General features: G+C 65.0%; 17 protein-coding genes and 2 pseudogenes. 12 read left to right on the forward strand and 7 right to left on the reverse strand.

The window, feature by feature from the left end:
- Positions 1-588 precede the first annotated feature (588 nt).
- The gene (locus AB0367_RS18465) at positions 589-1,461 is read right to left on the reverse strand and encodes an NADPH:quinone oxidoreductase family protein (RefSeq protein WP_366227537.1); all 873 of its coding nucleotides are present in this window, start codon (positions 1,459-1,461) and stop codon (positions 589-591) included.
- A gap of 416 nt (positions 1,462-1,877) precedes the next feature.
- On the opposite strand from AB0367_RS18465, the gene AB0367_RS18470 reads away from it, so the two are divergent.
- The 3 genes from AB0367_RS18470 to AB0367_RS18480 all read left to right on the forward strand — a co-directional run bounded on the left by AB0367_RS18470 (position 1,878) and on the right by AB0367_RS18480 (position 4,694).
- Complete coding sequence (locus tag AB0367_RS18470) at positions 1,878-2,291, forward strand: OB-fold domain-containing protein (RefSeq protein WP_366227538.1); 414 nt, start codon at positions 1,878-1,880, stop codon at positions 2,289-2,291.
- Complete coding sequence (locus AB0367_RS18475; RefSeq protein ID WP_366227539.1) at positions 2,288-3,427, forward strand: acetyl-CoA acetyltransferase; 1,140 nt, start codon at positions 2,288-2,290, stop codon at positions 3,425-3,427. The genes AB0367_RS18470 and AB0367_RS18475 overlap by 4 nt, the downstream gene beginning before the upstream one ends.
- An 82-nt stretch (positions 3,428-3,509) precedes the next feature.
- The gene (locus AB0367_RS18480; protein WP_366227540.1) at positions 3,510-4,694 is read left to right on the forward strand and encodes an alpha/beta fold hydrolase; all 1,185 of its coding nucleotides are present in this window, start codon (positions 3,510-3,512) and stop codon (positions 4,692-4,694) included.
- A gap of 277 nt (positions 4,695-4,971) precedes the next feature.
- Here AB0367_RS18480 and AB0367_RS18485 read toward each other — a convergent pair.
- A pseudogene (locus AB0367_RS18485) lies at positions 4,972-5,170 on the reverse strand (DDE-type integrase/transposase/recombinase); the annotation flags it as partial.
- Positions 5,171-5,221: 51 nt separating this feature from the next.
- Positions 5,222-5,524, reverse strand: a pseudogene (locus AB0367_RS18490) (IS3 family transposase); the annotation flags it as partial.
- Positions 5,525-5,556: 32 nt separating this feature from the next.
- Between AB0367_RS18490 and AB0367_RS18495 the strand changes: the two are divergent.
- Positions 5,557-5,814 (forward strand): hypothetical protein, encoded by a 258-nt coding sequence (locus AB0367_RS18495; RefSeq protein WP_366227541.1) that lies wholly within the window; start codon positions 5,557-5,559, stop codon positions 5,812-5,814.
- A gap of 165 nt (positions 5,815-5,979) precedes the next feature.
- Here AB0367_RS18495 and AB0367_RS18500 read toward each other — a convergent pair whose 3' ends face one another.
- Entirely contained in the window at positions 5,980-6,777 is a 798-nt protein-coding gene (locus AB0367_RS18500) for an IclR family transcriptional regulator (RefSeq protein ID WP_366227542.1), read from the reverse strand.
- 406 nt (positions 6,778-7,183) lie between these two features.
- On the opposite strand from AB0367_RS18500, the gene AB0367_RS18505 reads away from it, so the two are divergent.
- The 8 genes from AB0367_RS18505 (at position 7,184) to AB0367_RS18540 (ending at position 17,533) form a co-directional block, all read left to right on the forward strand.
- Positions 7,184-8,689 carry an ABC transporter substrate-binding protein gene (locus AB0367_RS18505; RefSeq protein ID WP_366227543.1) on the forward strand — a complete coding sequence of 502 codons (1,506 nt, stop codon included), beginning with the start codon at positions 7,184-7,186 and terminating at the stop codon, positions 8,687-8,689.
- Between the two features lie 123 nt (positions 8,690-8,812).
- Positions 8,813-9,730: an ABC transporter permease gene (locus AB0367_RS18510; protein WP_366227544.1), complete on the forward strand. Its 918-nt coding sequence runs from the start codon at positions 8,813-8,815 to the stop codon at positions 9,728-9,730.
- The gene (locus AB0367_RS18515; RefSeq protein WP_366227545.1) at positions 9,730-10,638 is read left to right on the forward strand and encodes an ABC transporter permease; all 909 of its coding nucleotides are present in this window, start codon (positions 9,730-9,732) and stop codon (positions 10,636-10,638) included. The genes AB0367_RS18510 and AB0367_RS18515 overlap by 1 nt, the downstream gene beginning before the upstream one ends.
- Positions 10,635-12,563 (forward strand): ABC transporter ATP-binding protein, encoded by a 1,929-nt coding sequence (locus tag AB0367_RS18520; RefSeq protein ID WP_366227546.1) that lies wholly within the window; start codon positions 10,635-10,637, stop codon positions 12,561-12,563. Before AB0367_RS18515 ends, AB0367_RS18520 begins: the two co-directional genes overlap by 4 nt.
- Positions 12,564-12,695: 132 nt before the next feature.
- Complete coding sequence (locus tag AB0367_RS18525; protein WP_366227547.1) at positions 12,696-14,234, forward strand: long-chain fatty acid--CoA ligase; 1,539 nt, start codon at positions 12,696-12,698, stop codon at positions 14,232-14,234.
- 77 nt (positions 14,235-14,311) lie between these two features.
- Positions 14,312-15,898 carry an AMP-binding protein gene (locus AB0367_RS18530; protein WP_366227548.1) on the forward strand — a complete coding sequence of 529 codons (1,587 nt, stop codon included), beginning with the start codon at positions 14,312-14,314 and terminating at the stop codon, positions 15,896-15,898.
- A 112-nt stretch (positions 15,899-16,010) separates the two neighbouring features.
- Positions 16,011-17,168, forward strand: a complete 1,158-nt coding sequence (locus AB0367_RS18535) for a CaiB/BaiF CoA-transferase family protein (protein WP_366227549.1) — start codon at positions 16,011-16,013, stop codon at positions 17,166-17,168.
- Between the two features lie 176 nt (positions 17,169-17,344).
- Positions 17,345-17,533 carry a hypothetical protein gene (locus AB0367_RS18540; protein WP_366227550.1) on the forward strand — a complete coding sequence of 63 codons (189 nt, stop codon included), beginning with the start codon at positions 17,345-17,347 and terminating at the stop codon, positions 17,531-17,533.
- Between the two features lie 609 nt (positions 17,534-18,142).
- Here the strand turns inward: AB0367_RS18540 and AB0367_RS18545 are convergent.
- The 3 genes from AB0367_RS18545 to AB0367_RS18555 form a co-directional block, all read right to left on the reverse strand.
- Positions 18,143-18,403 (reverse strand): IS3 family transposase, encoded by a 261-nt coding sequence (locus tag AB0367_RS18545; protein WP_366227551.1) that lies wholly within the window; start codon positions 18,401-18,403, stop codon positions 18,143-18,145.
- Positions 18,404-18,543: 140 nt separating this feature from the next.
- Positions 18,544-19,557, reverse strand: a complete 1,014-nt coding sequence (locus AB0367_RS18550; RefSeq protein WP_366227552.1) for an LLM class F420-dependent oxidoreductase — start codon at positions 19,555-19,557, stop codon at positions 18,544-18,546.
- Positions 19,554-21,281: an AMP-dependent synthetase/ligase gene (locus tag AB0367_RS18555; protein WP_366227553.1), complete on the reverse strand. Its 1,728-nt coding sequence runs from the start codon at positions 21,279-21,281 to the stop codon at positions 19,554-19,556. Before AB0367_RS18555 ends, AB0367_RS18550 begins: the two co-directional genes overlap by 4 nt.
- Positions 21,282-21,881 lie beyond the last annotated feature (600 nt).

The raw sequence follows: 21,881 nt of genomic DNA on the forward strand, positions 1-21,881 counted from the left end.
ATCACCTGAACCTGCTGCTCGGTCAGTCACCACTTGGCCGTCGCCGCGTTGGTGCCGTCGAGCTCGCCGGCGAGATGTCGTTCGATGCGCGAGTCGAGGGAACACACGGGCCACGTGGGCCCACCGGTGCAGCCTCGGCTAGCTCGAACTTGATGTTCTGGAGTCGAAGATCGACTGACCGAACGCCTGACGGCTCTTGGTTTATGCCACTGTCTCGCGAACTGTCGTCTCCATGGCGGCGACGGCAGTCTCGGCAACCGGCAGACGTTTCTGCTGCAGCTGCTTCATCAGCTGCCCGAATCCCTCGCCGGGCGTCTCCCCGAGGATGTTTGTCCTCGGGACCCCTTGTGTCCGGCGCTCGGATCGGTCTTGGCAACCGTCAGGATCAGGTCGGCGATCTGGCCATTGGAGATGAACGTCTTGGGCGACGATCCCCGGACCATGTCGCCCCAGGACGTATCGCCGGCCGCGGCATGTGCCTCGCTGTGCTCCTTCCATGCCGAGGCATACGACGCCCTCACGTCGATGCACCTGACCCCGAGTAGGTAGACCATGCATGGTGAGCACTTCCTGTCCGGAGGACCCTGCTCAGAGAGTCAAGATCACTTTGCCGAGCACGCGACGCTCATCCATCTCGCGCAGGGCATCAGCGGCCTTCTCAAGCGGGAAAGTGGTGAATTGCGGTAGATTGAGGAGCCCTGACTTGATATGCGGGAGCAACGCATCCCACTCAGCTTGCTCGTAGCCTGCCCGTCGAGATGTGTAGGCGCCGTGACCGGCACCGACGACGCTCACATTGTTGAGAAGTAGTCGATTGACCTTGACCGTCGGGATCTCGCCAGCGGTGAACCCCACGACAAGGAGTCGACCGTCGTCACGCAATGCCCGCAGCGAATCGGTGAATCGGTCTCCGCCAACAGGGTCGACCACGATGTCGACGCCCCCCAGGTTGCGGGCATGACTGGCAAAGCCTTCGACCAGGACGAACTCGTGTGCGCCTGCGCGAATCGTAACCTCTCCCTTCTCCGGGGAGGATACGACGGCGACGACGCGCCCAGCGCCGAACGCTCTGGCGACCTGTATGGATGCGCTTCCGAGGCCGCCGGCCGCCCCGTGCACCAGAACACTCTCGCCGGCCGCAAGCTGGGCCCGGTGGACCAACGAGAAGTATGCGGTGAGGTAATTGACAGGCATCCCGGCCGCAGTCTCGAGTGCGAGGCCGTCGGGGATCCGCAAGACTAACTCTTCATTCACGACGGCGTACTGCGCGAATCCACCCAGCCCTGGGACTGCTGCGACACGGTCACCCGGTTTCCAGCGCGACCCTCGCGCGGACTCGACCACAACGCCGGCGATCTCCGCGCCGGGTACGAACGGGAGCTCCGGCTTCATCTGATACCGGCCGCGGGTCAGCAACAAGTCCGGGAACGACACCCCGGCCGCGGACACCTCGATCAGCACCTGACCCGGACCTGGCACTGGTCGTGGCATCTCCACGAGCTCGACCGCTGCCGGACCATCATGACAGGCGATCTGAACCGCTCGCATGAGCGCAGCAGACGTCATCGACGTACGCCCTCTGAGTAGCGATTCACCGGATGGCAGCGCGGCCCTGGCTGTTGGGAATGCGGCGTGCTCATCGGACCTCCGAATCGAATCAGACTGAGACAGTGTCTCATTGAAGTTATCCGTCGGGGTGTCGGGTGTCAACGAGGGTGCTCAGGTGGGTTCGTTGACAACGAGTCCAGGCGTATGGCAGCTTGCGATGAGACAGTGTCTCAGTGAGATGGGAGCCCTATGAGTGCGCGGCCGGTCATTGCTACGGGTAGAGAGTTCGCCGAGGCGCGCCCGCTGTCACCGGCCGGAGTGTCCGGGCGATGAGTTCTGGCAAGCCGGTCCCGGTTGCCCGGGGCGAAGAGGCCACTTGGTTCGCGGCGGCGCGGGAAGGCCGCTTGGCGTACCAGCGCTGCGGGGATTGTGGTGACGTGCCGTCGTACCCGCGGGCGATCTGTCCGACCTGCTGGTCGTCGAAGCTGCACGAGGAGCAGTCAGTCGGTCACGGCATCGTCTACTCGTTCACGGTTCAGTATCGCGCCGGTGCGAAGGGCTTTGAATCCGAGGTGCCCTACACGCTCGTGCTGGTCGATCTCGACGAGGGATTTCGCGTCCTGGCCGACCTGCATGACTGCGACGTCGATTCGGTTGCGGTGGGACTCGAGGTTCAGGTCTACTTCGACGACGTTGCGACGTTGCCGCACTTCCGTCCCGTGGACAAGGTGAACGTCGCATGAGCATTCGAAGCAAGGTCGCCATCGTGGGAGCGGGCGAGGCGGATGTTGCGCCGGGTCATGGCCTTTCGCCCCTGGGCCTGGCGGCTCAGGCATCCCAGCGTGCGATAGCTGACGCGGGGGTGACGAAGAATGAGATCGATGGCGTATTCGCCGCCTCGGCGTACCACGCGTTCCCGGCTCTCAGCGTGTCAGAGTACATGGGACTTCGGCCACGACACATGGACTCCAGCAATCTCGGGGGTTGCTCCTTCATCGCTCATCTGGCTCATGCCGCGGCGGCGATCGAAGCCGGCCTGTGCGAGACGGCTCTGGTCACGTATGGCAGCACCCAGAGGTCGGACGGAGGCAGGCTCGTCAGCCTTTCGGAAAAGCTGGCTTACGAGGAGCCGTACGGACTCATCCATCCGGTGGGCAGTTTCGGCATGATCGCGAATCGTCACATGTCCGAGTTCGGTACGACGAGCGAACAACTCGCGCAGGTTGCGGTCTCCGCACGCGAGTGGGGGGTCAAGAACCCGAGGTCTCGATTTACGGATCCGCTCTCCGTGCAAGACGTGCTCGCCTCACCACTGATCGCCTCACCTCTGCACAAGTACGACTGCTGCCTTGTCACCGACGGAGGTGCGGCCGTCATCGTGACGTCCGCAGCCAGGGCGCGGTCGATGCGAAGGCCGCCGGTGTACGTGCGAGGCGTAGCTGAGGAAAGCAACCATCGCAACATTCTCGGCATGTCTGACCTGACGAGGACGCGCGCCGACGTGAGCGCCACACGTGCACTCCAGATGGCAGACGTCGACCTTGCTGACATCGACACGGCCCACGTCTACGACGCCTTCACGATCAGCCTGCTGATCTTGCTTGAAGATCTCGGATTCTGTCCCAAGGGTGAGGGTGGGCCTTTCGTCGCCGACGGCAATATTGCTCCGGGCGGCTCGCTCGCACTCAATCCCAGTGGAGGAGGGCTTGCTTATCTGCACCCGGGCATGCTGGGTCTCTACCTGATTCTTGACGCCGTGGAGCAACTGCGAGGGGAGGCGGATGAACGGCAGATCCCCGACGCCGCGGTGTCACTGGTGCACGGCATGGGGATGACCCTCGCCGCTCACGCCACTGCAGTCCTGTCCATCGACCCCTAGATCATGGTGTCGCCAGCGGTCTCCGGTCGAGGCAGCGACACATCGCGACCCAGCCCCCAACAACCCCATCAGTGAGGACACCATGACCAACAGCCAGGCGCCCAACTCATCAGTCAACTCCGTTCCCTTCGGAGCGTTCGAGTACTTCCCCAATAACCTCGAGTGGTCGACGCAAATGCTTCGGCTTTTCTCCTACTGCTACGTCAGGGGCGCTGACTTCAGCGAGGTCCACTCCGTGGCGAAGGCGCTTCCTGTGGGAGACGACGCGGCATGGCAAGCGGGCTTCTCCAAGCTCGCGCACTCGATCGAGGCGGACGCCCGCGAATCAGCAGCCGGTGGACATGACATCACGGCGCGCGATGCGTTCCTGCGCGCCACGATCTACCACCGGATCTCAGGACAGCTGGCGGACATCTCCGGCGCCTCCGAAGTCGCGCCAGGGCTGGAGGACTCGGTGCGCTGCTTCCTGGAGGCGGCGCGCCGCATGAAGCCCGCGTTCGTTCCGGTTGAGGTGCCGTATCAGGGTGCGAGCCTCCCCGGCTATCTGTGTATTCCCGACGTCGCCGACGGCACCCAACTTCCAGCCGTGATCGACTTCGGCGGTATCGACGCGTGGGCAGAGGAGCAGTACTTCAAGATCGGTGCGGCGTTGGCCGAGCGTGGCTATGCCGTTCTCCTGCTCAACGGCCCGGGTCAGGGCGCGGCGAAGATGCGAGGAATCTACGGGAGCTATGACTTCGAGGTCGCTGCTGCTGCGGCGGTCGACTACCTGGAAAGGCTGGTGGAGATCGACGCCAACCGCATCGGACTCATCGGGTCGAGTCTCGGCGGTTACTTCGCCGCACGTGCTGCTGCGTTCGAGCCAAGGCTGCGGGCGACGGTGATCTGGGGCGCTATGAACGGGATCGACCCCCGTGTCTTCGATGAGAAGGCCGCGTCCGGTCGCAGAGGTTCCCGAATCCGGCAGCTAGAGCGGTTCCTGGGGGTCGAGGGTCGTGAGGCGCTCATCGAGCACGCACGCAAGTTCCAACTGGGGCCCGATGTGATGGGCAACGTGTCGGCACCAGTGCTCGTGATGCACGGCGAGAGTGACGCCCTGGTTCCGGTGTCTGACGCTCGCGCCGTTTATGACGACATCAAGCATCCCGACAAGGCCCTGAAGCTGTACCCGGCAGGAACGCCTGGATGTGCGCACTGTCAGCTGGACGCGCTCGCGATCGCTCAACGTGACATCTGCGACTGGCTTGACGATCAGCTCAAGCCCTGAGTGACGGGGTGGCCCCGGAGGTCGCTCGGGTGTCCAAGGACGTTTGAAACGTTTCCAGCTGCCGCTTTGGCCTCGACGGACCAGGATCAACGCCATCACGTTTGAGTGTCGAATGTAGAAGGTGCGGTTGTAGTAGTTGATGCAGGCGATCACGGCCCGGCGGACGTCGGAGCGGGTGGCGAACAGGGTGCCGACCTCGGCCTTGAAGCTGGCTGCGATCCCGATCGGCGTGGAAGATGGCGCGCCGGGCCGGGCCGGGCCAGGCCAGGCCGCGGCGGTGGGCCGGCTCAACGGCGTCGCAGACCAGGTCAGCGTCGCATGTGATCGGCCATGGTGTGGCCGGTGACCTCCCGGTTGAACAGGTCGATCGTGGTGGCCAGATACAGCCATCCCTCGCCGGTAGGCAGGTAGGTGATGTCCCCGACCAGACGCCGGCCCGGCACCGGGGCGGTGAAGTCCCGCCCGATCAGGTCCGGCGCCGCCGCGGCGGTCGGCTCCTGCCAAGTCAGCGACCGTCGTCGGCGTCGAGTGATCCCGACGGCGCGCCGCTCGCGCATGATCCGCGCGACCCGCTTGCGGTTGACCCGCCGGCCGCGGCGGCGCAGCTCGTCGGTGATGCGGGGCGAGCAGTACGCACCGCGGTGCTCGCCATGGATGGCGCGGATCTCGCCGGCGAGGGCATCTTCGGCGCCAGCCCGTGCCCGGCGGGCCGGCTGGACGGCGAGCCACTCGTAGTAGCCCTGCCGCCGGGGTGCCGCCAGGACGCGGCACAGCCGCGTAACGCCGTAGGTGGCGCGGTGCTCGGAGATGGACCGGTAGCGGTGGATCATCGACCTATCTCTCGTGCAGAATGGCGGCCGCCTTGCGGAGAATCTCCTTCTCCGCCTCCAGTTCAGCGACCTTGCGTCGCAGCCGGCGCCACCACTTACGCCTCGCTGGCCGCGACGACCCTCTGTTCTCCGACGACGCCGCACCCGCCATCCACCAATCCAGCTGCGGCCATCCCCGCGCCGTCAACAACCTCGCCATCCAAGCCCTCATCGCCGTGTTCACCGACGGCAAAGCCATCGTCGACGAATGCTCCACCTGCGCTGCGATCAGCGAAGTCATGACCGAATAGCCCGAACCGGCACCGCGGGCACCACCGCGTCACCACCACGGCACCAAGATCACCAACACCCCGCCCGGTAGCCATGGGCGGGCGTTGCTCTGCCCGCCCATCCTCACCGATAACGTCGGCAGCACTCGGGGGCTCAGGCAAGCCGACGCGCGTGATGAGCCCCCGTCACGGCGCTGGTTCATCCACGTATTGTTCCCCGGTCGTCGTGGCGTCGCCCCAAGGAGCACCTGAGTAGCCCAGCCGCTGCGACAGAGCCCGTGCCGACTCTCTAACCGCGGAACCGATGACCGACGCGCGATCGGCCGGCAGGCGGTCGATCGGAACGCTGACCGTGATGGCCCCCATGCAGTCGCCTGCCGCGTTGAAGAACGGCGACGCCACACCTCCGCCGCCGGCGACCCACCCGCTCCTCGAATAGCTGTAGCCGAGGGAGCGGTCTTCGTCGACTTGCGTTCGGTACCGCTCGGGATCGGTGATGCTGCTCGGCGTGTACGCAATGAGCCCCTCGGCAAGGACTTCGTCGCGCTCGGCCGGTGCTAAGGCGGAGAGGATCGCCCTGCCGGCCGCGCCGGTCGTCAGGGGGAATGGCTCGTTCAGCTCCAGCACGTACCGGATGCGCTGGGCGCAGTCCACCTTGTCGCGGAAGACCACCCGGTGTTCGCGCTTCACGGCGAGGTAGGTTGTCTCGTCGAAGCGTTCCGTCAGGCTTGCGAGCAGCGGCCCCGCGGCCTTCCAGAGCGAGTCTCGCTGTCTGACCGCCGCCGCAACGGCGAACATCTCGGGCCCGACCGTGTACGTGCCACGGTCGTCAACCTGCTCGACCCAACCGAGGCTCTCCAACTGGCGGAACAATCGGCTGGCTGCAGATCGATCGATCCCGGCGATTCGCTCCACCTCGCGCGGGCCGATCCCATTCTTTCGTCGCCCCACCAAGCCGAGCAGCGTGGTGACGCGAAATGTCACAGTCGGGGTAGAAGTGGGTGCCGATTTGTCGGAATCGTCTGGGCTGGAGCTCACGCGTTACCTTCCCGATCTCGCAGTGGAGTCACAGTCTGCAAGTGTGTCTTTCTCACTGAGACAGCCGGGCAGTGATCGCGACACGCTATTGACAGCGTCTGTGACTGTAGCCACACTAGCATAATCGAGACACTGTCTCAGTCAACGCGACACCCCAGAGCGCAAAAGGGCAGGTATGGGTATGGACCTGGCGTTTCCCAGTGCAACGACGCAGCGAATCGGGAGGATGTCCGCTCGGCGGGGGCTTCGCCGCCGACGTCTGTGGGGCGTGGCGAGTGTGGCCTTGTCGGTCTTGGTGTTCGGTACTGGCGCCTGCTCCTCCGCCGGTAAGGACGGTGGCTCGAGCGGACAGGTGACTGTGGTGCTGAATAGCTTCGGCAACGACACGGCGCTGTCGTGGAACGCGGTGCTCGCCAACCTGCCTGTCTACGGCCAGGTTTACGACACGTTGGTCACGATCTCGGGCGACGGCGCCCCAGAGCCCGACCTTGCGGAGAGTTGGCAGGTCTCGAAAGACCAGTTGACCTACACGTTCACCCTCCGTGAGCGCGTCCCGTTCCACAAGGGATACGGCGACCTCGCCGCCGACGACGTCGTCTTCACGGCACAGAAGTGGCTGGATCCGTCCAGCACAGGCTTCACCGCCCAGGCGATCCGCTCGAACGTCACATCCGTCGAGAAGGTTGACGATCGCACCGTCAGCTTCCACCTGAAGAAGCCGAACCCATACTTCTTGGAGTCACTGGGCGACACGGCATGGATCCTGTCCCGCAGTTATGTCGAAAAGGTGGGCGACAAGACCGCAGCGCGCGAGCCCGTCGGTACGGGACCGTTTGAGTGGACCTCGACAAACGCCGGCTCGCAGGTGACCTTCACGCGCGTCAAGGGGCACTTCGCTCACGACGCCGATTACCCGACTCTTGTGCTTCGAGTCATTCCTGACGTGAGCACCCAACTCGCGGCGCTCGAGTCGGGTGAAGTGGACGTGGTCCAGGTGGCCGGCGATACCTTGAAGCGCGCCAAGTCTCAGGACTTCAAGATCATGGAGACCCGCGATGCAACGCAGAGCTGGGTCGTGCTCCCGGGACTCTCGGCTCCGGGGACCAGTGACTACCGCCCACAGATGCCATGGGTTGGCGACAGCAAAGACCCCGCCTCAGCGAAGAACGCCAAGATGGTCCGGCACGCCCTGGCGATGGCGATCGACAAGGAAGAGATCGTCAAGTCCATCTACGCAGGTGCAGGAACCACCGATTCGTTCGGCTACTACGTGCGCAAGGGCTTCCCTGGCTACAGCGACGCTTGGAAGCCGCTACCGTACGACCCCGATCGGGCGAGGAAGCTGTTGGCTGCCGCTGGGTATCCCGATGGGTTCTCCATCAAGCTCGTCGACTCGGGGGGCGCGAGCGAAACGTCGGCTATCACCCAGGCAATCGGGCAGTACTGGGAGGCGATCGGGATCGACGTCAAGTTATCCAAGCTCGACCCCGCCACCGTGATCGCCAACAACCAGTCCAGGAGTAAGTCCGCAGACTACGCGGTCGTCTACTCGGTGCCTGGGGCGATGAAGCCGTCGGCGTCCACCCGCGCCATCGCGTCGACGGGTGGCTTCCGGTTCGTGGTCAATGACGCCGAGACCGACGCCGAGATCGCACGTATCGTCCAAGAGCCTGACGCCAAAGCCAGGGCAGCTCTGATCGAAACGATGATGAGCCGTTTGACCGATGAGCAGTACGGGCTGCAGATCGCCGTTCAGAACGCGACCTTCGCAGTCTCGGGCCGCATTGCCGGGTGGACACTGCAGGCAGGCAATGGCAGCCCGAACAACTACCAGCTCATCAGACTGGCGGACCGATGATGTCCGCGCTTCCGCGCCACCTCAGCTGACGGAGCTGCCTGCTAACGGGGCCCGGCGGAGGCGCCGCGGTGGCAGCAATGTCCTGTGACCCTTACCCATCCAGTCAGAGTTAGTTGCCTACTCATGCTCAAGTTCATCCTCGTCAAGCTTGCTCAAGCGCTCGTGTCCGTGTTCGGCGCATCGATCATCGTCTTCCTGCTGGCACGTGCGTCGGGCGACCCGGTGAACCTCATGGTGTCCGCCAACGCGACTACGGAAGAGATAGAGAGCCTGCGGGCCACTCTGGGGCTCGATCGCTCGCTTCTGGAGCAGTACCTCACGTTCTTGTCCCATGCGCTGCGTGGCGACTTCGGCCAGTCGATCCACTACCATCGACCAGCCATCGATGTGGTCATGAGCAGCGTTGGCGCAACCCTGATGCTGGGATCGATCGCTTTCCTAGTCACGGTACTCCTGGCCGTGCCCGCCGGCGTCTATGCCGCCGCGCGACGCGATGGACGCTTTGATCGATGCGTCCGTGGACTGGCGGCCGCTGCCCAGGCACTGCCGAGCCCTTGGGTCGGCACTCTTCTCATCCTGCTGTTCAGCGTCACCCTCGGAGTGCTCCCCACCTCCGGCTCGCAGGGATGGCAGAGCTTCATCCTTCCCGTGACCACCTTGGTGATCTTCTCCATCGCAGGGCTGCTTCGACTGACTCGCTCTTCCATGCTCGAGACGCTCGGAACCGAGTACGTACGTTTCGCTCGTGTCAAAGGCGTCAGCGAGCGAGCCGTGCTCTGGCGGCACGCGTTCCGCAACGCCTCACTCAGCGTCCTGACACTCGGCGCACTCGTCCTGCTGAGCATGCTCTCCGGATCCATCATCGTCGAGACCGTGTTCGGATGGCCGGGGATCGGGCGAGCAGTCGTCCAGGCAGTGAACCAGCGCGACTTCCCTGTGGTCCAGGTCATCGTGCTGTTCATGTCTGTCGCCTACATCATGGGCAACTTCGTCGTCGACGTCCTCTACGCCTGTCTCAACCCCCGTATCAGGAGCGCCTGATGAACGACCTCACCAACGCCGTCTCCCCGCCAGAACAGGCGGGCCGTCCAGGTGGTCGGATCCGTTCGCGTCGCCCTGGCCGCCGTGTTCTGCCGTGGCTACCCATGGCAGTCATCGCTCTACTCACGGTCTTCGCGGTTGTAGGCCCATGGCTCATTCCCTACGGGGAAAGCCAGGGCAGTCTCCCGGGACGCCTCGCGCCGCCGTTCCGGACTGGAGGTGATGGGGCCTTCCACCTGCTCGGCACCGATCAACTAGGCAGGGACATATTCGTCCGCCTCGCCTACGGGGCCCGCGTCTCACTCCTAGTCGGCGTCGTCGGGGTGGCGCTGGCATGCCTGATCGGCACCATGGTCGGTCTCCTGGCCGGCATCCTCAACAAGTCGGTCGACGCCGCCTTGATGAGAGGAACGGACGTGGCGTTGTCCATCCCGGGCCTGCTCATCGCGATCCTGCTCGCGTCCATCTTCACCCCGTCCATCGTGACGGTGTTCGTATCCGTCGGCCTACTGCTCTGGCCGACCTACGCACGGCTGATTCGCGGTGAGGTCCTGGTGCTGAAGAACTCCGACTTCGTTGCCCTGGCGCGGGTGGCTGGATGCTCAACGTGGAAGATCATCGTTCGTCACCTGCTGCCCAACGTGCTGCCCTCGATCATCGTGCTGGCCACGTTACAGATCGGTGCCGCCGTGGTCCTTGAGGCATCCATCAGCTTCCTGGGCGTCGGCCTGCCCCCGAATAAGGCGTCGTGGGGTTCGATGATCGACCAGGGTCGCCAGTACATGAGCACGTCGTGGTGGCTCACGGCGATCCCCGGACTGTTCATCTTCCTTGCCGTGATGAGCTTCAATGCGCTTGGTGATTGGGCGCGGGTTCGGTTTGACCCGCGATTGGAAGGTCGTCGATGAATACCTCAGATGCCGCAGTGCCGCGCAGGGCGTCAAGTTCGACGACACAGCCGCCGCAAGGCGAGGACATCCTGCTGTCGATCCATGGCCTGAGCCTCTCGATCGACACCGCTCGTGGCAAGCTCTCGATCCTCCACGATGTATCGCTGCAGCTCGCCCGCGGCGAGTCTCTCGGGATCGTGGGTGAGTCTGGATCAGGCAAGTCAATGACCGTCAACGCGGTGCTTGGGCTACTGCCTCTTGGAGCTCGTATCGACGCCGGCGCAGTCGTGTTCCTCGGAAAGGACATGGGCGCCCTGGATGAGAAGGCAAAGCGGGCCCTGAGGGGAAGCCGCATCGGCACGATCCTGCAGGATCCCACAGCGTCCCTGAACCCGGCGCTGCGTATTGGCCACCAGGTCTCCGAGCCGCTGCGAGTTCACGGCGGAGCCAGCGTATCGGAGGCGTACGAGGCCGCCGTCGACCTCATCGAACGAGTGGGGATCCCCGACGCGCAGCGGCGTGTCAGGCAGTACCCCCACCAATTCAGTGGGGGAATGAGGCAGCGAATCGTCGGTGCCTCGGCGATCTCCTGCAAACCGGACCTGCTCATCGCCGACGAGCCAACGACAGCGTTGGACGTCACGGTGCAGGCCGCCTACCTGGACCTGTTGTCCGGACTCCAGGCCGAGCTCGGCGCTGGGTTGCTGTTCATCTCTCATGACCTGGGAGTCGTCTCGCGCATCTGCGACCGGGTAGCCGTCATGTACGCGGGGAGGGTGGTTGAGACAGCGGCCACCAGGACCCTGTTCAGCTCCGCACGCCATCCGTACACCATGGGATTGGTGAGCTGCCTGCCGTCTATCACCGAAGTCGGTCAACGGTTGACCCCGATCCCGGGGAATCCGCCTGACCCGGCTGAAGGGCAAGCGGGTTGCCCCTTCGCGAACCGTTGCCCCGCCGCAGTGGACCGATGTGCATCGGAGGTTCCTGCGCTGCGCGAGATCGCGCCCGGTCACCAGGTGGCCTGCCATCGTGCCGACGAAGGATTGCAGACTCAGCAGCTGTGGCCCGTCACGTCGAGCATTACTGTGAGTGACCGGGATGATGCGCCTGAACGGTTCGCCCGTACACCACCCACACTTGAGCTGAGCCGGGCCAAAAAGATGTTCACCATCAAGCGCACCCTTCTCGGCACCCCGAGCGTCCAATTCTGCGCCGTGGACTCGGTGAACCTTCAGGTCTTTCGAGGGGAATCAGTGTCGGTCGTCGGAGAAAGCGGCAGTGGCAAGACGACCTGCATTCGCATGGCCCTGGGCCTGGAACAGCCGACGTCGGGCGTAGTCCGCTTCGCAGGGAAGGACATCGCGCGCCTTGACCGGCAGGGGCGACGTGAGTATCGCCGGCGGGTCCAAGCGGTGTTCCAGGATCCATACACATCGTTCAACCCGCGCATGTCGATTGCCAGAGTGGTCGCTGAGCCACTGATGGAACTCGGCGACATGTCCCGACAGGACATCTCCACCAGGGTCGACCAGGTGCTCGCGCAGGTCGGCCTGGAACCCCGCCGTGTTCGTGACTGCTTTCCACATCAACTCTCCGGCGGTCAACGCCAACGAGTCGCGATCGCCAGAGCCCTCAGCACCGAGCCGCATTGCCTCGTGCTCGACGAACCTGTCTCCGCGCTCGACGTGTCGATCCGCGTGCAGATCCTCAACCTGCTGCGAGACGTTCAGCAAGACACGGGAGTGGGCATTCTGTCAATATCGCACGACCTGGGCGCCGTCAAGTACATGAGCGACCGCGTGATCGTGATGCACCGTGGTGTCTTCGTCGAAGAAGGTACCGCCGAGCAGGTCTACCACCGTCCACAGCACGAATACACGCAAAAGCTGCTGGCTGACGCCGCAGCGGGGCACGGCGTACTCCACGCCGGCATGCAATGACGACGCCACATTCCTAGCTGTCGGTCAACGACTGCGGCCCTATCGCGTCGTAGGCGTCTCTGCTGCAGCATCTCGTCCGGCGCCTACTCGACTACCTCACCTTTCGCTGATTTCAACGGAGGTTCATTCAGCATGTCGTCCCTGCCTGGTTTTGGAGAATGGATCGCGCGGAGATCCGCTCGGTCGCCTGACCGAATCGCTTTGGTGTTCGAGGGCAAGAGCTGGAGTTATACCGAACTCGATGCTGAATGCGCCCGGGTTGCCGCGGGGCTGAGCGCCCTGGGTGTTGGGCCCGGGGACCGTGTCGCCTACGTGGGCGTCAATCACCCCGCGTTCGTCGCCGTGCTGTTCGGCTGCGCCCGGCTTGGAGCGGTCATGACGCCCATCAACTGGCGCCTGACGGCTCGGGAGATTCAGTTCATCGTCGAAGATTCCGGCGCTACGTGCCTCATCTACGACGCGACGCTTGCGCCGGCCATCGAGAGCATCTCGGTCGAGCCTTCATGCACGTCGATCATCGCTAATGACCTGGGTGTGAGCCCGATACTGTCCTCGCTGGCCGCCGAGGGGTCAAGTCCACAGCCTCCTGTCGCGACCGCCGGCACGGATCTGGCCATCCTGATGTACACCTCGGGCACAGAGGGGCTTCCGAAGGGGGTGATGATCACGTTTGACAATATCATCTCCGCGATTGTTTCGCACGACTGCACCTTCGGGCTCGGGCCTGATCACGTTGCCCTGGTGGCTGCACCCCTGTTCCACATCGGTGGGATAAACGTCAACTTTCTCAACACGTTCCTCAAGGGCGGAACCGTCGTGCTGGAACGTGGCTTCGACCCGGCTCGAATCCTCGAACTGATTCCTGCACATGCAGTCAAATCATTCTTCGGCGCCTCAGTCATGCTGGAGATGCTCGCGTCTCAGCCCGGGTTCGAGGAGGCCGACCTGAGCTCAGTCGGTTGGATCTATTGCGGCGGGGCACCCGTCAAGGCCGAAGTCGTCCGCCTTTACGCGCAGCGTGGCATTCCCGTCTGCAACGGCTACGGCATGACCGAGGCCACGGCGATCATCAGCACGATGTCGCCGAAAGAAGCCGTCGAGAAGATCGGATCGTCAGGCAGGCCATCGTTCTTCGTCGACGTGCGGATCGTCGACGAACGCGGCCATGAGCGTGACCGCGGAGAGCGCGGCGAGATCGTCATCAAGGGCCCCAACGTGGTCCGTGAGTACTGGAACCGTCCGGACGCGACAGCCGACTCCATGCGCGATGGCTGGCTCCACACGGGCGACGTCGGATTCATGACCGAGGACGGCTATCTCTACGTCGTCGACCGTCTGAAGGACGTGATCATCAGCGGCGGGGAGAACATCTCATCGGCCGAGGTTGAGCAATGCCTGCTCGAACACCCTGACGTCATCGACACGGCTGTGATCGGCAAACCCCACCAGAAGTGGGGCGAGGTGCCCCTCGCATACGTGGTGCTCCGGAAGGGCTCGCCCGCCGATGAGGACCGACTTCGTCTCCACACGTCAGGACGCCTCGCACGCTTCAAGCAGCCGGCCGAGTACGCGTTCGTGTCGGAGCTTCCGCGGAACGCATCGGGAAAGCTTCTGAAGCACCGGTTGCGCCTGCAAGCTCTCGACCCGAACGGGAACACCACCTCGCCGTGATCGGTAGCCCCTGCTCTCTTTCCGCGGTGAGCGCCTGCGATAGCGGCTGATGAGACACAATCTTGTAAGGAGAATCAATGACTACCCCTGCACTCGATTTTCGGTCGTTCTATGAGGCGGCAGCCGCTCGCGTGCCGGCTCGTCCTTATCTCATCTGGACGGGTGATGACTCCGAGACCAGCTATGAGGAATTCGACAGGAGCGTGAACCGCGCCGCAAATGCGTGGGTGGAACTCGGCATCCGGCGGGGTGACCGAGTGGCGTTCATGATGGACAACTCCCCGGAGTTCATGTCGGCTTGGCTGGGACTCGCCAAGATCGGAGCCTGTCTCGTAGCGATCAACACCGGATTCCGACACCAAGAAGCGTCGTACCTGATCGGCAACTCCGAGGCGCGTTTCGTTCTGACCGAGCCGAAGTACCTGCCCGTGCTCGACGGCGTCGAAGTCGAGCACCCGAACCTCCGGGCAGTGCTGACCATTCATGGTGATGACCAGCACGAAAGCTTCGCGGAAGCTACAGCGAGCGCGAGTACCGTTGCGCCGCAGGTGACCCCTCGTGGTGATGACTTGATGAGCCTGATCTACACCTCAGGGACGACGGGAGATCCGAAAGGGGTCATGCAGACGCAGGCAAACTTCGTGCTGACAGGACAGAGCTACCCCACCTGGATGGGTATGGCCGACGGTGGACGGATCTATGCCTGCCTTCCCCTGTTTCACATCAACTCCCAGGCATACTCCTCCATGGGCGCCATAGGTACGCACGGTGCAATTGTCCTCGCTCCCCGATTCAGTGCGCGGCGGTTCTGGCCTGAGGTCAAGCGTCACAAGGTCACAACGTTCAACTACATCGGGGCCATGGCGACCATCCTCTCCAAGAAGGACGCCGCCGCCGACGACCGGGATCACTCCGTCGAGGTGGCCTACGGCGTGCCCGCACACACCCACGAGGCTCGCCTTGCGCTTGAGGAGAGGTTCGGCATGACGATCATCTCTGGGTTCGGGATGAGCGAGACGACCTTCGGGCTCGCGGAGTCGCTGACCGGGGAACGCCGACCCGGCGCGATGGGGAAGCCCCGCCACCATCCCGATCCCGCGGTGCCGCGTACCGAGGCGCGCATCGTTGACGATGAGGGAACGGACGTCCCGCCAGGCACCACGGGGGAGCTACTCATCCGCAATGCAGCAATGATGCGCGGTTACTTCAACAACCCCGAGGCCACGGCTGAAGCACTGGACGGCGACGGATGGCTCCACACCGGCGACAACGCCTGGATGGATGCCGACGGGTTCTACTACTTCGTCGACCGCAAGAAGGACATCATCCGTAGGCGTGGAGAGAACATCTCGTCGCTGGAGGTGGAGCGGATCATCGAGCAGCACCCCGACGTCCAAGAAGCAGCAGTCGTGGGCGTGCCGTCAGAGCTGTCCGACGAGGATGTCCTCGTATACGTGGTCCGGCGACCGGGCCGGAACGTGCAGCCGGAGACCATCGTCGCGTGGTGCTCGGAAAATCTCGCTCCCTTCAAGGCGCCACGGTTCGTCGAGTTCCTCGACCAGATGCCGAAAACCCCCACGGCGAAGATCCAGAAGGCCAAGCTCCGGAACCTGCCGATGGGCGATCGGTACGACCACGAGGCGACGACGTCACGCGCATGGTGACGTCCGGCGGTACCTCACCAGACCCCTCGGCTCCTGGTGGGAACCCAACTCAACGACATTGCCGGGACGAGCCAGCACTGGCTTGCGTCCCCTACCTGCAGACGGGATCACGATGATCAATGAGGATCGACTGAAACCTGGGCCGCTGGACGGCATCCGGGTGATCGAGATCGCGGGGATCGGACCATCTCCGTACGCGGCGATGCTCCTCGCCGAGCTCGGGGCAGACGTTGTCCGCGTGGATCGACCGGGCGGCGCGGGGCTTCCGCATGCGCCATCCGACGCGCTGAATAGAAGTCGACCGAACCTAGCCATCGACCTCAAGCACCCCAAGGCCACAGACGTGCTGTTCAGGCTCGTGCGCCACGCTGATGTCCTGATCGAGGGGTTTCGACCAGGCGTGGCCGAACGCCTCGGCATCGGACCTGCTGACTGTCACGCAATCAATCCCGGGCTTGTGTACGCGCGCATGACGGGCTGGGGGCAGGACGGGCCGCTCGCCGCACGGGCGGGCCACGACATCACGTACGCCGCACTCACCGGGGCGCTCCACGTCAGCGGTGGGACTGACAAGCCGCGCCAGGCGGCCAATCTGATCGCCGACTTCGCAGGCGGCTCGATGTTCCTGGTGGTGGGGATTCTCACGGCTCTACTCGAGCGGTCCCGCAGTGGTGCCGGCCAGGTCGTCGATGCTGCCATGGTTGACGGAGCAGCGTCGCTGATGACAATGCTCTACGGCATGCACGCACACGGCGCATGGCGTGATGAGCGCGAGGCCAACCTCGTCGACGGTGGCGCCCCTTTCTACGACACATACCGCTGCAAGGACGGCAAGTTCGTTGCCGTAGGCGCTATAGAGCCGCAGTTCTTCGCTCAACTGCTTACAGGACTCGATCTGGAGTTCGACCAGTTCGACCGGGCCTCGTGGCCGGCGATGAGTGTCGCCTTCAAGGACACCTTCGCTTCCCGGACGCGGGACGAGTGGGCTCGACATTTTGAAGGCACCGACGCCTGCGTAGCCCCGGTGCTGAGCCTGGCCGAGGCGCCCTCGCATCCCCACATGGCGGCTCGCGGCGTGTTCCACCAGTTGGCGGACGGTAACGAGCCGCGGGTCGCTCCGCGATTCTCGCGCACATCCGCTCGCTCGCCAGGATCGGTTCGCACAACCGGACAGGACAGCGCAAGCGTCCTCGCGCAGGCAGGGTTCTCGCTGGCAGAAATCGAGGAAATGGCACGAGTGGGTGTCGTACACCTGGCGCGCACATCTTGATCGGGATCGTCACGGCCAGCGCTCCACTCCCTATCCCTGACCATCGCATGGTCTCCGCTTGTGGCCGGTGAATGTCCCCACCTCGCAGGGGATGAGTTGATCTTTTGAGGGCCCTTCGGGGCCGCGAGACTTGCGGTGCCAACCAGCACGTCTGCAAGCCCCGAAGGACCCCTCTCTTGAAGATCGCGAGGCGGGAGTCGGACATCATCAACGCCTACGAGGAGACCGGCAGCCCGCGGGCCGCGGCCACTCTCCGCGGCACGATGCACAAGACGTTCAAGCGGGTGCTGGAACGCCGCGCGGCGGGGGCAGCGGCCGGCCGGCGGCGGGCGCCGATGGTCTGGCCGAACCGTTCACCGATCTGATCTTCGCGAAGGTGAAGGCCACGGACGGGCGGATCACCGCGAAAGCGCTGCTGCGGTGGTCCGCGCGGCCGGCTACACGGGTTCGGCTCGCATGCTGCGGCGGGCGATCACGGTGCAGAAAGCCACGTGGAAGCGGGCGCGGCAGGTGTATCGGCCCTGGACGCTTACCGCACCGATCGCCTGCGGGGAGGCGGCCTGATGCCGCCGCGTACTGCGGTAACCGCCGCGCCGGCGCCCCTGGCGGCGGACCTCACCGAGGCGTTGATACGGCTGAAGCTGTCGACCGTGCGGCAGTTGGCGCCCGAGATTGCACACCGCGAAGGTCCAGCGCTGGACCCGTTGCCGTCGCGGTCCGTGCAACGGCGTAGCTTGCCGTAGCTGTTCATCCAGGCGTGGGTACGCTCGGGCACGGCTTGCGATCCGTGGTCGGAGTGATGGATGAGGCCGTCGCGGTCGGGCCGGCGTTGCCACAGCACCATGGTCAACGGGTCTAGGGACAGGTCGGCGCGCTAGTACTGGGCCAGGCGCCAGCCGACGATCGCGCGGGAGTACAGATCGATCACGAAACGACGTAGACGGTCTCGCCCTCGACTCGGGACGTAGGTGTAGTCAGCGCGACCCATCGGGTGTGTGGCGCGGTCGCGGTGAAGTCCCGGCACAGCAGGCCGGCCGGCTTCGGCAGAGCCGGGTCGGCCCGGGACGTCCGCGGGGCCTTCCCGCGGCGGCACCCCGGATGCCGAGACGGCGCATCAGCCGTTCCACCGTGCAGCGGGCCACCTGCTCACCATCGCGCAGCAGCCGCCGCCAGATCTTGGCAGCATCCCGGACTCGTCCGGGATGCTGCGCGACTGGCGCCGCTCCATGCGTCATCAGCACTCGGCTACGCACCAACGCCCACCGCCGACATGTCTTTGCCGAACAGGGCCAGCGCTTGACGGTCGTCCGCAGGCCGCCACGCGCGCCGCTGCATCCAGTCGACCGCGTCGCCGGGCTGCTCGTTGCTGCGGCTGTCAGTTCGCGATCTTGGCGAGTGTCTGCAGCTTGTCGCGGCCGTTCATCACGATCAGCGTGGTCACGAGGGACTCGCGCCAGGCCGCCAGTTCGTCGGCCACCTTTTCCGGCGGGCCGACCAGTGCGACCTTCTCGACCATGGCGGTGCTCACCGCCGCGATCGCCTCGGCCTGGTGCCCGTCGAGATAGGCGCTTTGGATACGGCGGCACTCGTCCTCGAAGCCCAGCCGCGCGAAGGCGTTGTAGTGGAAGTTGGCCCCCTTCGCGCCCATGCCTCCGATATAGAGCGCCAGCAGGGGCCGAACCCGGTCGGCAGCCTGCTCGAGTTCGCCGAACTCAACGGACACCAGGCTCGCGATCTCGAAATCGTCAGGTGCGCCGCCCCGCCGGGCGAACCCCTCCTGGAGGCTGGTGCGGTGGAGTAGGTCGTCGTAGGGGGAGTAAAAGGCTGGGATCCAGCCGTCCGCGATCTCGGCGGCCAGCGCTACGTTCAACGGACCCTCTGCCCCGAGCAGGATCGGAATGGCCGGCCGCAGCGGTCTCAGCGACGAACGCAGCGGCTTGCCGAGCCCGGTGCCCGGACGATACGGCAGCGTGTAGTGCCGGCCCTCGGCGACGGTCACCTGCCTGGCGATGACGCTGCGCACGATCCCGATGTACTCGCGGGTGCGCTCGAGCGGGCGGGCGTAAGGCTGGCCGTACCAGCCCTCGACGACCTGTGGGCCCGATGCGCCGAGTCCGAGGACCATCCGGCCGCCGCTGAGGTGGTCGAGCGTCATCGCGGCCATCGCCGTGGCCGTCGGAGTGCGCGCCGACATTTGGACGACCCCGGTGCCTAGCCTCAGATCGCGCGTCCTGGCGGCATGCCAGCCCAGCGGTGTCAGGGCGTCGGCCCCGTAGGCCTCGGCGCTCCATATCGACTCGTAGCCAAGATCCTGCGCCTGCGCGACAAGGGAGTCGGCGGCCGCCAGGTCGGCCTGGTCGGCGTAGCCGAGGCTGATGCCGAGTTTCACTTCCCATCCACCTCCGTGTTTTGGGCCTGCTGCGCCAGTGCGTGGTGCGACGCTTCGCCCGGCGTCTGCCGGCCGCGCACGTAGAGCGCGTCGATCTCGGTTGCGTACTTGCCCGCGATCGACCGGCGGCGCAGCTTGTTGGTCGGCGTCAACTCGTCGCCGCCCGGTGCCCACGTGCCGGCGAGGATACGGAAGTACTTGATCTGTTCGGTGCGTGAGAGCCTGCTGTTTGCGCGGTCGATCGCTTCAGCCACCTCGCGGTCGACCTCCGGGTGAGCCACGAGATCGGCCGGCGCGTCGGCGACGATGCCGCGGGAGCGCGCGAAGGCGGCCAAGGCGATGGGATCGAGGGTGAGCAGCGCCACGACGTACGGTCGGGCCTCCCCGACCGCGACGATGCTGGCGGCCAGCGGCAGGCTCGCTTGCACGGCGGCCTCGATGTTCGCGGGCGATATGTTCTTGCCCGACGAGTTGATGATCAAGTCCTTCTTGCGGTCGATGATCCGCACGCAGCCCTCGTCGTCGATCTGGCCGATATCGCCGGTGTGGTACCAGCCGTCGATCAGTGCCTCCCGGGTGCGTTCCGGATCGCCGCGATACCCGCGCATGAGCGCGGCCGACCGGATCAGTAACTCGCCGTCGGAGGCGACCCGGACTTCGACGCCGTCCATCGGCAAGCCCACGGAGCCGGGCCGATTGCGACCCACGCGATTGATCGTCCCTGCGGCCGCTGTCTCCGACATCGCCCATCCCTCACACACCTCGATGCCGAGGGACTGGAAATACTCGATGGTCTTCGGCGCGATAGGCGCGGCTCCGGCGATCAGCATGCTCGCGGCATCTAGCCCCAGTCGCACGCGGATCGCCTCCCGCGCAGTCGGCGTCGTCTCCGCGGGGTCCGCCACGAGGCCCGCGAGCATCACGTGCAGCTTGTACCAGAAAGCGGGCACGCCGCCGAAGATCGTCGGCCGGGTCTGCGGCAGCACCTGGGCCACGGTCGACAGTTCGCGCACGGTCGTGATCGACGCGCCGTCGACCAGTGACAGATAGTGGCTGTAGTACCGGTTGGCGATATGCGCGTCAGGCAGGTACGACATCAGCCGCCCCCCACTGCACGCGCCCGCGGCGATCTCCGGGATGCGACATCCGGCGCGTAAGCTCGCCAGCAACGCGCGGTGTTCGATCTCGACACCCTTGGGGTTGCCGACCGTGCCCGACGTGTAGATCAGCGCAGCGAGATCGGTCGGCTCCACGGCCCGCCACGACTTGTCGAAATCGAATCCCGCATCGTCCCGCCGCTCCAGGCGGGCGAGCGCGATCGCCCCGTCGGCGTCACCGTCCACGCAGACGATGTCCTCCACCGAGCCGCTGGCGGCCTTGATCCGGTCGATGAACTGGCGTTCCGTGACCACCACGGTGTTGCGGGCGTTGCGGAACAGGTAGCTGATCTGCTCGACGGAGCTGGTGTTATACACGGAGAACGGTGCGGCGCCAAGGTGCAGCACGGCCATGTCCACTAGATGGAACTCCGGCCGATTCGTCAGCATGATCCCGACGACGTCGCCGCGCCCGATCCCCAACGAGGCGAGCCCGCCGGCAATCGTGCGCACCCGCTCGGCGTAGTCATGCCAGGTCAACTCGACGCTGCCGTCACTGGCGCGCAACGCCATCTCTCCGGCGTGCGCCGCTGCGGTGTGCTGAAACAACTCGCAGAGACTGGCCATAGTGTCCATCGAAGCGTCGCTGTACATGGACCCGACCTCCTGAATGCCGAGACGTCAACATTTCGATTTCTGTGTCAGGGATCTCACGTGACTCCCCACATGCTGGTGTGCATTCGAACGAGGCTGAAGGACCGAACCGCGCGTGAAACGGGACCAGGAGGCATCGGCTTCGCAGGCGCTCAGGGGTGTTTCAGAAGTGGGTGGCCGGGTGGGGTCCCGGCGTGGCGGTAGTCGACAACCGAAGTGGCCTCCGGTAGATGGTTCTGCGACCAAGCAAGAACTTCATACCCGAGACTTCGTGGCCACCTCATCGGTGACGAGGCGGCATGACCTGACCGACGCGCCCCGGCTGGCTACGCGCCCTACGGCCGGACTGACGGTTGTCCGCCGCGCCGGGGTGGAAGCGCTGCGTCACGTTGCCATGGGCAAGATCGTCACAGCGACAGGCCCAGGGCACGTCGCGCACGTGCGCAGAAGCCTCGCTGGGTGATCCGTGCCGCATCCGCTCGAGTGGATCGTCTGTATCCAACAGATGTCACCGGGGACGACGTGCTGCGCTTTGCCGACCCGGAGGCCGCGTCCGGTCCGGCACCGACCGGC

Origin of the sequence: Dactylosporangium sp. NPDC051484 (genome assembly GCF_040689395.1) — a bacterium.
Taxonomy (GTDB): domain Bacteria; phylum Actinomycetota; class Actinomycetes; order Mycobacteriales; family Micromonosporaceae; genus Dactylosporangium.

Excerpts from the sequence above, each read along its gene's own strand:
- AB0367_RS18470 (WP_366227538.1), top strand. The coding sequence starts at position 1,878 with ATGAGTTCTGGCAAGCCGGTCCCGGTTGCCCGGGGCGAAGAGGCCACT.
- AB0367_RS18475 (WP_366227539.1), top strand. The coding sequence starts at position 2,288 with ATGAGCATTCGAAGCAAGGTCGCCATCGTGGGAGCGGGCGAGGCGGAT.
- AB0367_RS18480 (WP_366227540.1), top strand. The coding sequence starts at position 3,510 with ATGACCAACAGCCAGGCGCCCAACTCATCAGTCAACTCCGTTCCCTTC.
- AB0367_RS18510 (WP_366227544.1), top strand. The coding sequence starts at position 8,813 with ATGCTCAAGTTCATCCTCGTCAAGCTTGCTCAAGCGCTCGTGTCCGTG.
- AB0367_RS18515 (WP_366227545.1), top strand. The coding sequence starts at position 9,730 with ATGAACGACCTCACCAACGCCGTCTCCCCGCCAGAACAGGCGGGCCGT.
- AB0367_RS18520 (WP_366227546.1), top strand. The coding sequence starts at position 10,635 with ATGAATACCTCAGATGCCGCAGTGCCGCGCAGGGCGTCAAGTTCGACG.
- AB0367_RS18525 (WP_366227547.1), top strand. The coding sequence starts at position 12,696 with ATGTCGTCCCTGCCTGGTTTTGGAGAATGGATCGCGCGGAGATCCGCT.
- AB0367_RS18530 (WP_366227548.1), top strand. The coding sequence starts at position 14,312 with ATGACTACCCCTGCACTCGATTTTCGGTCGTTCTATGAGGCGGCAGCC.
- AB0367_RS18535 (WP_366227549.1), top strand. The coding sequence starts at position 16,011 with ATGATCAATGAGGATCGACTGAAACCTGGGCCGCTGGACGGCATCCGG.
- AB0367_RS18545 (WP_366227551.1), bottom strand. The coding sequence starts at position 18,403 with ATGACGCATGGAGCGGCGCCAGTCGCGCAGCATCCCGGACGAGTCCGG.
- AB0367_RS18555 (WP_366227553.1), bottom strand. The coding sequence starts at position 21,281 with ATGGCCAGTCTCTGCGAGTTGTTTCAGCACACCGCAGCGGCGCACGCC.